This is a genomic window from Mycobacterium sp. VKM Ac-1816D (genome assembly GCF_000416385.1).
Taxonomy (GTDB): domain Bacteria; phylum Actinomycetota; class Actinomycetes; order Mycobacteriales; family Mycobacteriaceae; genus Mycobacterium; species Mycobacterium neoaurum_A.
Genome location: NZ_AOHQ01000139.1, coordinates 203117 through 215456, shown reverse-complemented (window position 1 = coordinate 215456; position 12340 = coordinate 203117). Strand labels below are relative to the sequence as shown.

The 12340-nt window shown below is 66.3% G+C and carries 10 protein-coding genes; 3 read left to right on the top strand and 7 right to left on the bottom strand.

The features are described from left to right. Window positions 1–4: 4 nt before the first annotated feature. The 5 genes from G154_RS19445 to G154_RS19425 form a co-directional block, all read right to left on the bottom strand. On the bottom strand, window positions 5–1381 hold the full coding sequence (locus G154_RS19445; protein WP_019512902.1) for an FAD-containing oxidoreductase: 1377 nt from the start codon (window positions 1379–1381) through the stop codon (window positions 5–7). Continuing rightward, a complete protein-coding gene (locus G154_RS19440) occupies window positions 1381–1881 on the bottom strand; it encodes a DUF4126 family protein (protein ID WP_019512901.1) in 501 nt (166 codons plus the stop codon). Before G154_RS19440 ends, G154_RS19445 begins: the two co-directional genes overlap by 1 nt. 79 nt (window positions 1882–1960) lie before the next feature. Then, window positions 1961–2806, bottom strand: a complete 846-nt coding sequence (hisG, locus tag G154_RS19435; RefSeq protein ID WP_023985770.1) for an ATP phosphoribosyltransferase — start codon at window positions 2804–2806, stop codon at window positions 1961–1963. Window positions 2807–2808: 2 nt separating this feature from the next. Next, window positions 2809–3090, bottom strand: coding sequence for a phosphoribosyl-ATP diphosphatase (locus tag G154_RS19430; protein WP_019512899.1), 282 nt, complete (start codon window positions 3088–3090; stop codon window positions 2809–2811). 71 nt (window positions 3091–3161) lie between these two features. Next, window positions 3162–4631: a sugar porter family MFS transporter gene (locus G154_RS19425; RefSeq protein WP_019512898.1), complete on the bottom strand. Its 1470-nt coding sequence runs from the start codon at window positions 4629–4631 to the stop codon at window positions 3162–3164. Window positions 4632–4847: 216 nt separating this feature from the next. On the opposite strand from G154_RS19425, the gene G154_RS19420 reads away from it, so the two are divergent. Beyond that, the gene (locus G154_RS19420) at window positions 4848–5651 is read left to right on the top strand and encodes a serine hydrolase (protein WP_019512896.1); all 804 of its coding nucleotides are present in this window, start codon (window positions 4848–4850) and stop codon (window positions 5649–5651) included. Here the strand turns inward: G154_RS19420 and G154_RS19415 are convergent, their stop codons facing one another. Then, the gene (locus G154_RS19415) at window positions 5652–6335 is read right to left on the bottom strand and encodes an HAD family phosphatase (protein WP_019512895.1); all 684 of its coding nucleotides are present in this window, start codon (window positions 6333–6335) and stop codon (window positions 5652–5654) included. It abuts the gene before it with no gap. A 65-nt stretch (window positions 6336–6400) separates the two neighbouring features. Between G154_RS19415 and G154_RS19410 the strand changes: the two genes are divergently transcribed. Beyond that, window positions 6401–7216, top strand: a complete 816-nt coding sequence (locus G154_RS19410; RefSeq protein WP_019512894.1) for an SDR family oxidoreductase — start codon at window positions 6401–6403, stop codon at window positions 7214–7216. A gap of 36 nt (window positions 7217–7252) precedes the next feature. Here G154_RS19410 and metH read toward each other — a convergent pair whose 3' ends face one another. Next, a complete protein-coding gene (gene metH, locus G154_RS19405) occupies window positions 7253–10915 on the bottom strand; it encodes a methionine synthase (protein WP_234713093.1) in 3663 nt (1220 codons plus the stop codon). 529 nt (window positions 10916–11444) lie between these two features. Here metH and G154_RS19400 point away from each other — a divergent pair. Next, window positions 11445–12314 (top strand): PAC2 family protein, encoded by an 870-nt coding sequence (locus G154_RS19400; protein ID WP_019512892.1) that lies wholly within the window; start codon window positions 11445–11447, stop codon window positions 12312–12314. The last annotated feature ends 26 nt before the right edge of the window (window positions 12315–12340 follow it).

The following is a 12340-nucleotide window of genomic DNA, read 5'->3' as shown; positions in this document are numbered from 1 at the left end:
TCGGCTACGTCAGTGGCCTGAGATCCTGCAACAGCGTCGGAATCAACTCGCTGACCGTGGGATGGATATGCATGGTGCGCGATATCGCGGTGTAGGGCAGTTTCGCGGTCATCACGTCCAGGATCGAGTGCACCACCTCATCGCCACCGACGCCGAGGATCGAGGCACCGAGGATCTGCTGTGTCTCGGCGTCCACCACCACCTTCATGAAGCCCTGGGTCTCACCCTTTTCCACTGCCCGACCGACCCTGGTCATCGGACGCGTGCCCACCAACGCCTTTCGGCCCGAGCGCAGCACCTCGTCCGCGGTCATCCCGGCCCGGCCCAGCGGCGGGTCGATGTAGAGCGCATAGGTCGGCACCCGGTCACTGACCCGGCGTGGATCATCGTCGAGCAGATTGGCCGCGACGATTTCGAAATCGTTGTAGGAGGTGTGGGTGAACGCGCCCTTGCCGTTGCAGTCCCCCATCGCCCAGATGTGCCCGACGGACGTACATAGCCGGTCGTCGACCTCGATATAACCGCGGTGATCTGTGCGCACTCCGGCCTTGTCCAGGCCCAGATCGTCGGTGTTGGGTGTTCGCCCCACGGCGATCAGCGCGTGGCTGCCCCTGATGGGTTCGGCGCCGGCCCGTGGCGTCACCTCGAACCCGTTGTCATGCTTGGTGAACCGGATATCGTCGGCGCCTGTGTGGACGACGATCCCCTCGGCCTCCAGGATGCCGCGGATGGCGGCGGACACATCCTCGTCCTCGCGCGAGGTCAGTCTCGGCCCACGTTCGATGACGGTGACCGCTGCACCGAATCGGCGGTACATCTGCGCGAACTCCAGCGCGATGTAGCTGCCGCCGATCACCACCAGGTGTTCGGGAACGGTATCGAGTTCCAGCACAGACACATTCGTCAGATAGTCGATATCGGACAGGCCAGGAAGGTCGGGCACCACCGCCCGGCCACCGACATTGAGGAAGATCCGGTCCGCGCTGATGAGCTTGCCGTCGACGTCCATGGTGCGCGGGTCGACGAAACGGGCGTGTCCGCGCAGCAATGTCGCGCCGTTCATCCCCTCGATCCAGGATTCCACCCCATGGCGGTCGGACTCGACGATGCCGTCCTTACGCGCCTTCACCTTGGCCATATCGACGGTGACCGTGCCGGTATCAATACCGAAATCCGCTCCGCGGCGCGCGATATGGGCAGCATGCGCACTGGCCACCAGCGTCTTGGTGGGGATGCAACCGGAGTTCACGCAGGTGCCGCCGACCAGCTTGCGCTCGATCACCGCGACGCGTTGGCCGGCGTCGGTGAGCCGGCCGGCCAGCGGAGGACCGGCCTGCCCCGCGCCCACGATGATGGCGTCGAAGGCTGTTGTCTGCGGCATCAGATCAGCGACGCGAGGTAGACCACTACACATCCGCCCGCCACGGCGATCACGTCTTCGACGAGGGCCACCGGGAGATCCTTGCCGCCGTTGCGTTCGACCAGTGCCTTGCGGGCGCGATAGCCGCCCATCGTGCCCAGCACCGCGCCGACGAGGCCTGCACCGATACCGGAGATGACGTTGCCCGCGGAGGCATCACCGATGACGCCGCTGACCAGCACCGCACCGGCGAGGGCGCCGGTGAACAGGCGCGCGGCGAACTGCATGGTGACCGTGCGGGGCGGTGTGGCGGGCAGCTGATCGGTGACCAGTTCGACCACCAGCAGGATGGTGAGCACCGTGACCGTGATCGGGTGAGCCAGCCACTGCGCCCAGGTCCCGTCGAGTTCGATCCAGCCGAGCAGACCGCCCCAGGCCACCACGGCCGGTGGCGTGAGTGCGCGCAGACCGGCCACCACGCCGATCAACAGCGCCAGCAGCAGAACCAGGACCACCGTCATGAGCACCTCCGCGCTGGACCAGCTGACACTCGGACGCTAACACGCATGACGCTGGTGAGCCGGGTGATCCGGCAGCCGATCAGAACCGGCAGAAGCGGATATCGGAGGCGAGGATCGCCTTGGCCCCGATCGCGGCGAGCTGATCCATGATGGTGTTGACCGTCCGGCGCGGCACCAGCGCGCGCACCGCCACCCAATCAGGGTCGGCCAACGGCGCGATGGTGGGCGATTCCAGACCCGGTGTGACCGCGGTCGCCTGGTCCAGAACCGTGCGCGGACAGTCATAGTCGAGCATCAGGTATTGCTGGCCGAAGACCACGCCCTGCACCCGGGCCGCCAACTGGTCGCGCGCCGGGTCGGCTTCGGAGTCCGACCGTTCGATCAGGATTGCCTCCGAGTCGCACAGCGACTCACCGAAGGCGACCAGATTGTGCAACCGCAGCGTGCGTCCGGATCCGACGATATCGGCGATCACATCGGCCACCCCGAGCTGAATCGAGATCTCCACCGCACCATCGAGCCGGATCACCGTCGCTTCGATTCCCTTGGCGGCCAGATCACGACGGACCAGATTCGGATAGGCGGTGGCGATCCGCTTGCCCGCGAGGTCGGCCACCTGCCAGTCCTGGCCCGCCGGGGCCGCGTAGCGGAACGTCGACGAACCGAAGCCCAACGCGAGCCGTTCCTTGACCGGCGCATCGGCGTCGGCGGCCAGATCACGGCCGGTGATGCCGAGATCCAGCTCCCCCGAGCCCACATAGATCGCGATGTCCTTGGGTCGCAAGAAGAAGAATTCGACGTTGTTCGCCGGATCGACGACGGTCAGATCCTTGGGATCGGTGCGGCGGCGGTAGCCGGCCTCCGAGAGGATCTCCGACGCCGATTCACTGAGTGCACCCTTGTTCGGCACCGCGACGCGCAACATGGTCACAGGTTCCGGTAGACGTCGTCGAGCTTCAGCCCCCGCGACAGCATCAGCACCTGGGTCCAATACAGCAGCTGGCTGATCTCCTCGGCCAGTGCCGCGTCGCTCTCGTGCTCGGCCGCCAGCCACACCTCGCCGGCCTCCTCGAGGATCTTCTTGCCAAGGCCGTGGACGCCGGAATCCAGTGCGGCGACCGTCCCGCTCCCGGCGGGACGGGTCTTGGCTTTCTCACTGAGCTCGGCGAACAGGGCCTCGAAGGTCTTCACGGACAGCGATTGTTTCATGCGCCGAACTCAACCCCCAACGGGATTGCGCCCCGGCGGCACGTGCGCCTCGCTGATTCAACCCCGAAAGGTCACTTCCCCACCGCGTCGTCGGTACTCAACAGCTCGGCATGCATGTCCTCCAGAGACACTCCCTTGGTCTCACGCACCCACTTGGACACGAACACGAAGGAGAGCACCGCGCACAGCGCGTAGAAGCCGTAGGCCAGCCCCAGGTGGTTGCGCAGCTCCGGGAAGGTCACGGTGATCGCCCAGTTGGCGGCCCATTGCCCCGCGGCGGCAAGGCCCAGCGCGGCGGCACGGATGCGGTTGGGGAACATCTCTCCGAGCAGCACCCAGACCACCGGCCCCCAGGACATGCCGAACGCGACCACGAACAGATTGGCCGCGACGAGCGCGATCACGCCGGAAGCTCCCGGGAGGCTGGGGGTGCCGTCGGCGTTGACCGCGGCATTGGCGAAGATGACCGCCATGGTCGCCAGGGTGACCGCCATCCCGGCCGACCCGATGAGCAGCAGCGGTTTGCGGCCGATCTTGTCGATGAGGGCAATGGCGATCAGGGTGGTCAGCACGTTGATCACCGAGGTGATCACGGTGTAGACCGCCGACTCGTCGGCGCTGAATCCGACGGCCTGCCACAGCACATTGGAGTAGTAGAAGATCACGTTGATGCCGACGAACTGCTGGAAGATCGACAGGCCCAGACCCACCCAGACGATGCCGTAGACACCACCGGTGGGTTTGCGCAGGTCGCGCCACGACGGTTTGTCCTCGCGTTCCAGGGTGTCCTGGATGCGGGTGATGGTGATCTCCAGATTCTTCTGGCCGAGCAACATGCTCAAGACCCGGCGGGCTTCCGGAATCTTGTGGCTGGCAACGAGATAGCGCGGCGACTCCGGAATGGTGAAGGCCAGCGCACCGTAGAGCACCGCGGGCACGGCCATCGCCAGGAACATCCAGCGCCACGCGTCGAGGCCGAGCCACAGCACCTCGTTGGGTCCGCCCGCGGCCCACTGCAGCAGCCAGTTGATGACGAACGAGGCGAAGATGCCCAACACGATGGCCAGTTGCTGCAGCGAACCCAACCGGCCACGAATCTGCGGCGGTGAGGTCTCGGCGATATAGGCCGGTGCGATCACCGAGGCCACGCCCACCCCGATGCCACCGACGATGCGGAACAGCACCACCGTCCACACATCGTGCGCCAGGCCGGTACCGAACGCGCTGATCAAAAACAGGACGGCGGCGATCTTCATGACCGCGATCCGGCCTATCCGATCGGCGATACGTCCGGCCGTCATCGCGCCCGCCGCGGCACCCAGGAGCGCGGAGGCGACCGCGAATCCCAGTTCGGCATTGCCGATCCCGAAATCCTCCTGGATGGAGCTCACCGCGCCGTTGATCACCGCGCTGTCGTAACCGAACAACAGACCGCCGAGGGCGGCCACCGCCGCGATCCGCACCGCAGTGCGGCCCGAGTTGAAACTCGCGTCGCCATCGAACAACGAGGCTTCATCGCCTCCGACCGGACCGTGCGTCATCGAGATCGTCCTTCCCCGGCACCGTGATGCGTGTCACTTCACGATGGCACAGACGCGGCCGTGGCGGGTCGATAATCCGCGGCGTTTCGGCATCGGTGCCGCAATCGGCCGATGGCGCCGCCGGGTGATCTTGAGCGATATCCGATTGGGCGTGCCGCAGCAGGGGTAATGCGGAAAGATCTTCGGTTCGGTTCGGATCAGCCCGCAGGGAGACCCATGTTCGGCAAACTGTCCATCCTCGCGCTCGCCGGACTGCTATGGGTCCCGCTGAGCCCGGCCGGGGCCGAGCCCGACGATATCGACGAACGGGTACAGATGGCCACCAGCGAGGCCGCCTCCTCCGGTGCCGATCTCGAGCTCGCCATACTCGACCGAGACACCGGCCGGCTCGTGTCCAACGGCAACACCTCCTTTCCCATCGCATCGGTGGTCAAGCTGTTCATCGCCGACGATGCGCTGTACCGCGAGTCGACCGGATCATCGACCTTGTCCGAGTCCGATCACGCCGCGCTGGACGCGATGTTGCGATCATCCGAAGATGGTGCGGCCCAGATGTTCTGGGACCGCGGTGGCCGCAACGCCGTGATCGACCGCGTCACACGGCGATACGGACTGGCGGCAACGACCGCGCCTGCCAACGGACACTGGGATGTCACCCAGAGCACGGCCGCCGATCTCGTGCACTACTACGACATGCTGCTCAACGGTTCCGGCGGGCTCCCGCCGGAGCAGACCGAGATCATCATCGGCAATCTGGCCGGCTTCACACCACAGGGGGCCGATGGTTACCCGCAACGGTTCGGGCTGCCCGACGGGTTGTCGGGCACCCCGCTGGCCGTCAAGCAGGGCTGGTTCTGCTGCTGGAACGGGGACAACCAACTCCACGTCTCCACCGGCATCGTGGGCGCCGACCACCGCTACGTGCTGGCGATCAGCTCGTTGGATCCCAATGGCGCCGCCGGCGCCAGGGACACCATGACGCGCGCCGTGCGCACGCTGTTCCCATCGGGAACGCCGTGATCAGGCGCTGCGCTCGTCGCTGACCACGCCGAGCTCGGTGTGGATATCGCGCAGTGCGTGCACATCGAGGTCCGCCAGCGATGCGGCGTGCCGACGCCGCGGCCCACCGGGCACCGCGACCTCGTTGGGTACGACCAGCACTGCGCACCCGGCCGCCTCCGCGGCGGCCGCCCCGGTGACGGAGTCCTCGACGGCCAGGCACGCGCCCGGTTCCAGGCCCAGCAGCGTGGCGGCGCGCAGATAGGGATCCGGTGCGGGCTTGCCACTGGGCACCTCGTCACCGCATACGGTCACCGCGAAGTAGTCCCGCCCGATGCTGTCCAGAGCCTTCTCGGTGAGCACACGGCGTGTGTTGGTCACCAACGCCATCGTGACGTCGGCGACGGTCAGCGCGTCGAGCATCTCCCGGGCGCCGGCACACCACGGCAGGCCCTCGGCGAAGAGCTCACCGACGTAATCGTGCATCCAGTCCGCGGTGCGCGCCATGTCCTCGGGATCGGGTGGCAAACCCAGATCGGCGTAGACGATCGCCAAGACGTTCTCGCTCGACCCGCCGATGGTGCTGGTACGCACCTCGGCGGTGAGTTCACGACCGTGCTTGCGGTACAGGTCCTGGATTGCGATGTCCCAGAGCTTTTCGGAGTCGACGAGCGTTCCGTCCATATCCCACAACACCGCACGCATGACACCAGTGTCTCATCGACGCCGATGCGGCCCGAACTGTCGGATCCCGTGGATACGGTGTCGGTATGACAATTCTGGTGACGGGCGCAACGGGCAATATCGGCAGGCAGGTGGTCGATGAGCTGATCGCGCTGGGCGCCAACGATATCCGCGCGCTGACGGTCAACCCGGCGAAGGCCGCACTGCCCGATTCGGTGACCGCCGTCACCGGCTACCTGGGAAAGCCTGATTCGTTACCCGCGGCGTTGGACGGTGTCGAGCGGGTCTATCTGGCACCGCATCCCCCGACATTGGCGGCAACCCTGGAGCACCTCACCGCTGCCGGGGTGCGCTACGTGGTGGCGCTCACCGGCGGCGCGCACTGGCAGCAGCACGCCGATGCCGTCACCGCATCCGGGCTAGGCCAGACCCAATTGGGTCCCGGCGAGTTCAGCGACAACTTCATGATGTGGGCACCCCAGATCATGACCGGGGTGGTGCACGACATCGCGCCTGATGCAGTGCAATCTCCGGTGTCCATGCGCGATATCGCCCGGGTGGCCGCTCATCTGCTCGCCGATCTGCGGGACGCCCACCTGGGCACGATGTACGAGCTGACCGGACCACGCGCGCTGACCCGCGCCGAGATCGCCCGTGAGATCGGCATCGGGCTCGGCATCGACGTCGAGATGCGGCGCTGCAGCCGTGCCGAGGCCGACGCGTTACTGCGCCCCCTCATGGGCGATGGCGTTGACTGGTACCTCGACCTCTTCGACGGCAAGACCGGCGACGAACAGATCGCCAATGACCAGATCGCCAATGACAATGTCGAGCGGATCACCGGCACACCCGCGGAATCGATGGCCCAGTGGGCCGCCCGCAACCGCGAGGCGTTCGGCTGATCGGTGCCGACCGCTGATCGGTGCGGACCTCCGCGGTCAGTCCTCCGGGTTGTAGCCCAGGTTGGGCGCCAGCCAGCGCTCGGCCTCGGCCAGCGTCCACCCCTTGCGCTTGGCGTAGTCGGCCACCTGGTCCTGCGCCAGCCGACCGACCACGAAGTACTGCGACTGCGGGTGCGAGAAATACCACCCGCTGACCGCCGCACCCGGCCACATCGCCATGGACTCGGTCAGCTCGATACCGGTCCGCTTCGTGACGTCCAGCAGCTCGAACAGGGTCGTTTTCTCGGTGTGCTCGGGGCACGCCGGGTAGCCGGGGGCCGGGCGGATGCCGACGTACTTCTCGCCGATCAGCGCCTCGTTGGGAAGATCCTCATCGGGTTGGTAACCCCAGAACTCGGTGCGGACGCGCTGATGCATGCGTTCGGCGAACGCCTCGGCAAGCCGGTCGGCGAGCGATTCCAGCAGGATGGCGCTGTAATCGTCGTGATCGGCCTTGAACTCGGTGATCTTGTCCGCGCTGCCCAGGCCCGCCGTCACGGCGAATGCGCCGACATGGTCGGCCAGCCCGGTCTGCTTGGGCGCGACAAAATCGCCGAGTGACCGGTTCGGGATACCGTCCCGGTGCTCGCCCTGCTGACGCAGGTTGTGCAACGTGGTGAGCACCTCGCCGCGGGTCTCGTCGGTGTAGACCTCGACGTCGTCACCGACCGCGTTGGCCGGGAAGAAACCGATGACACCGTTGGCGGTCAGCCACTTCTCCTTGATCAACGTGTCGAGCATCTGCTGCGCGTCGTCGTAGAGCTTGCGGGCGGCCTCACCCGATGCCGGATTGTTGAGGATGTCCGGGAATCGGCCCTTCATCTCCCAGGCGTTGAAGAACGGCTGCCAGTCGATGTACTCCCGCAGCTCGGCCAGGTCGTAGTCGAGAAATTCGCGCACCCCGAGGCCCTGGGCAGGCACCGGCGGCGTGTAGCCCTCCCATTCGATCGGAGTGCGGTTGGCCCGAGCCTTCTCCAGGGGCAACGTGGGGCGTTCGTTCTTCTGGGCGTGCCGTTCCCGCAGCGAGGCGTAGTCCTTGGCGGTGGCCTCGAGCAGGGCCGGCCGCTGCTTGTCGTCGAGCAGCGCGGCGGCCACCGGCACCGAGCGGGAGGCGTCCTTGACCCACACCACCGGACCCTTGCGGCGCGGCGCGACCTTGACCGCGGTGTGTGCGCGCGAGGTCGTCGCACCGCCGATCAGCAGCGGAATCTCCAGGCCCTCGCGTTCCATCTCCACCGCGAAATTCACCATCTCGTCCAGCGACGGGGTGATCAGGCCGCTCAACCCGATGATATCGGCGTCGTGCTCCTTGGCGGCGTCCAGAATCTTCTGCGCGGGCACCATCACACCCAGGTCGATCACCTCGAAGTTGTTGCACTGCAACACAACACCGACGATGTTCTTACCGATATCGTGTACATCGCCCTTGACGGTCGCCATGATGATGGTGCCGTTGGTGTCCTTCGTAGAGGCCGTACCGTTGGCTTCCTTCTCGGCCTCGATGTACGGCAGCAGGTAGGCCACCGCCTTCTTCATGACGCGCGCCGATTTCACCACCTGGGGCAGGAACATCTTGCCCGAACCGAACAGGTCGCCGACGACGTTCATGCCATCCATCAGCGGTCCCTCGATGACCTCGATCGGCCGTCCGCCGGCGGCCTCGATCTCGGCGCGCAGCTCCTCGGTGTCGGCGTCGACGTTGGCATCGATTCCCTTGACCAGCGCATGTGTGATGCGCTCACGGACCGGCAGTGATCGCCACTCGGCCGCGGCGGGATCCTCGGACTTCTCGGTCTTGTTGAACCGTTCGGCGATCTCGAGCAGTCGTTCGGCGGCATCCTCGCGCCGGTTGAGGACCACGTCTTCGATCCGGTCCCGCAGCTCGGGGTCGATCGAGTCATACGGCACCAGCGCGCCCGCGTTGACGATGCCCATGTCCAGGCCGGCCTTGATGGCGTGGAAGAGGAACACCGCGTGGATGGCCTCGCGGACCGGATTGTTGCCGCGGAACGAGAACGACACGTTGGAGATGCCCCCGGAGATGTGCACACCCGGCAGGTTCTCCTTGATCCAGGCGCAGGCCTCGATGAAGTCGATCCCGTAGGTGGCGTGCTCCTCGATGCCGGTGGCCAACGCAAAGCAGTTCGGGTCGAAGATGATGTCCTCGGCGGGGAATCCGACCTCTTCGGTGAGCACCCGGTAGGCCCGCCCGCAGATTTCCTTGCGGCGCTCGAGGTTGTCGGCCTGGCCCTGCTCGTCGAAGGCCATCACGACCACGGCGGCGCCGTATTTGCGGCACAACCGGGCCTCCCGGATGAACTTCTCCTCGCCTTCCTTCAGCGAGATCGAGTTCACGATCGGCTTGCCCTGCACGTTTTTCAGGCCCGCCTCGATGACCTCCCACTTCGAGGAGTCGATCATCACCGGGACCTTGCTGATATCCGGCTCGGCAGCGATCAGCTTGGTGAACCGGTCCATCGCGGCGACGCCGTCGATCATGCCCTCGTCCATGTTGATGTCGATGACCTGGGCACCGACCTCGACCTGCTGCAACGCCACCGACAGCGCGGTGTCGTAGTCCTCGGCCTTGATGAGATTGCGGAACCGCGCCGATCCGGTGATGTTGGTGCGCTCGCCGATGTTCACGAACAGCGAATCGTCGGTGATGTTGAGCGGCTCCAGACCCGACAGCCGGGTGGCCACCCCGATGGTGGGCAGTTCGCGCGGCGGCTTGCCCTCCACGGTCTTGGCGATCTCGGCGATGTGCGGCGGCGCGGTGCCACAGCAACCGCCGACCAGGTTCACCAGCCCGGCATCGGCGAACTCGGCGATATAGCCGGCCTGGCGCTCCGGGGACTCGTCGTACTCACCGAAGGCGTTGGGCAGCCCGGCGTTGGGATAGCAGGACACGTAGGTGTCCGCGATGCGCGCCATCTCGGCGATGTAGGGCCGCATCTCGGGCGCGCCCAGCGCGCAGTTCAGACCGATGGCGAGCGGTTTGGCGTGCCGGATTGCGTTCCAGAACGCCTCGGTGACCTGCCCGGAGAGGGTACGGCCGGAGGCATCGGTGATGGTGCCGGAGATGATCACCGGCCACCGGCGTCCGCGCTGCTCGAACAGGGTCTCGATGGCGAACACCGCGGCCTTGGCGTTCAGCGAGTCGAAGATGGTCTCGACGATGAGCAGGTCGGAGCCACCGTCGACCAGACCGTTGGCAGCCTCCAGATAGGCCGCGACCAACTGGTCGTAGGACACGTTGCGGGCACCGGGATCGTTGACGTCCGGTGAGATCGACGCCGTCCGGGTGGTGGGCCCGATGGCCCCGGCGACGTAGCGGGGCTTTTCGGGCGTGCTGAACTCGTCGGCGGCCGTGCGCGCCAGCGCGGCACCGGCGTAGTTGAGCTCGTAAGCCAGCGCGGCCATATCGTAGTCGGCCAACGAGACCGCGTTCGCGTTGAACGTGTTGGTCTCAAGGATGTCCGCACCGGCCTGCAGGTATTCGCGGTGGATGCCCTCGATGATCTGCGGCTGGGTCAGGTTGAGCAGGTCATTGTTGCCCTGCAGCGCCGTCGGCCATTCGGTGAACCGGTCGCCGCGGTAGCCGGCCTCGTCGGGGCGGTCACGTTGGATTGCCGTACCCATCGCGCCGTCGATCACCATGATCCGCTGGTTGAGTGCGGCCGTCAGCTCGGCGGTGCAGTCGGGCCGGATGTTCGGCGGGAACCCGGTCGTTCCAGTTCCGGTCGTTCCAGTGCCGGTCGGCGTCGCTGAGGTGCCAGATGTCGCAGCGGTCACATGCACTCCTTCCATGACGGAAGGCGTCCTTGACTCTGCCGAGCGTGGCGGATACCCGGGCTTTCGACCCCCTGGTAGCCGTTGCAACGCCTCTCGACGGAGAAAAGTCTACGTCGTCCCCCAAACGACGTCCGGACGCCCATGATGTCGCCGGCACCGACCCTGACCAGGGCCTTGTCGGCAACCACACGGCAATCATGATCAACGCGATTGCCGCCGAACATATTTCGTCTCGACGGGCTCGCCGACGACGGTGTCGGCAACCATGGGAACAGGGTAATCGGGCCCGTCAACCGGGTTTGCCGCCCGCCCGAGCGCACACAGGCGACCGATGCCCGTTCGCCACGCGGCCCGGCAGGACTCACGACCGCCGGTCAGGGCTTACGCTGGCAGAGTGACACCGTCGGATGCGAGTGGCCCCCGCCTGCCGAACCTGCAGAACACCGTCATCGTCGCAGCCTTCGAGGGCTGGAACGACGCCGGTGATGCGGCCAGCGGTGCGCTCGAACACCTCGACTCGATCTGGGAGGCCGAGACCATCGTCGAGATCGACGACGAGACGTATTACGACTACCAGGTCAATCGCCCGGTGATCCGGCAGATCGACGGCGTGACCAGGGAGCTCGTCTGGCCGTCGATGCGCATCTCGCACTGCCGCCCGCCCGGCAGTGACCGCGATATCGTGCTCATGCACGGCGTCGAACCCAATATGCGGTGGCGCACGTTCTGCGCCGAGTTGCTGGCGATCGCCGACAAGCTGAACGTCGACACCGTGGTGATCCTGGGTGCGCTGCTGGCCGATACCCCGCACACCCGTCCGGTCCCGGTCTCCGGTGCCGCCTATTCCGCCGACTCGGCCAAGTTCTTCGGGCTGGAAGAGACCCGCTATGAGGGACCTACCGGGATCGCCGGAGTGTTCCAGGACGCCTGCGTGCAGGCCGGGATACCCGCGGTGACGTTCTGGGCGGCGGTGCCGCACTACGTGTCACAACCGCCGAACCCCAAGGCCACCGTGGCGCTGTTGCGCCGCGTCGAGGATGTGCTCGACATCGAGGTGCCGCTGGCCGACCTGCCCAGTGCGGCCGAGGAATGGGAACAGGCCGTGACCGAGATGACCGCCGAGGACGACGAGATCGCCGAGTACGTGCAGTCCCTTGAGGAACGCGGGGATGCCGAGGTCGATATGAACGACGCGCTCGGCAAGATCGACGGGGATGCGCTGGCCGCGGAGTTCGAGCGGTACCTACGGCGCCGAGGCCGGTAGGCCGAGCCCGACCAGCACCGCGGTCG

Coding starts and splice junctions, on each gene's coding strand:
- G154_RS19445 (WP_019512902.1), bottom strand. CDS start 1,381: ATGCCGCAGACAACAGCCTTCGACGCCATCATCGTGGGCGCGGGGCAG.
- G154_RS19440 (WP_019512901.1), bottom strand. CDS start 1,881: ATGACGGTGGTCCTGGTTCTGCTGCTGGCGCTGTTGATCGGCGTGGTG.
- hisG (WP_023985770.1), bottom strand. CDS start 2,806: ATGTTGCGCGTCGCGGTGCCGAACAAGGGTGCACTCAGTGAATCGGCG.
- G154_RS19430 (WP_019512899.1), bottom strand. CDS start 3,090: ATGAAACAATCGCTGTCCGTGAAGACCTTCGAGGCCCTGTTCGCCGAG.
- G154_RS19425 (WP_019512898.1), bottom strand. CDS start 4,631: ATGACGCACGGTCCGGTCGGAGGCGATGAAGCCTCGTTGTTCGATGGC.
- G154_RS19420 (WP_019512896.1), top strand. CDS start 4,848: ATGTTCGGCAAACTGTCCATCCTCGCGCTCGCCGGACTGCTATGGGTC.
- G154_RS19415 (WP_019512895.1), bottom strand. CDS start 6,335: ATGCGTGCGGTGTTGTGGGATATGGACGGAACGCTCGTCGACTCCGAA.
- G154_RS19410 (WP_019512894.1), top strand. CDS start 6,401: ATGACAATTCTGGTGACGGGCGCAACGGGCAATATCGGCAGGCAGGTG.
- metH (WP_234713093.1), bottom strand. CDS start 10,915: ATGGTGATCGACGGCGCGATGGGTACGGCAATCCAACGTGACCGCCCC.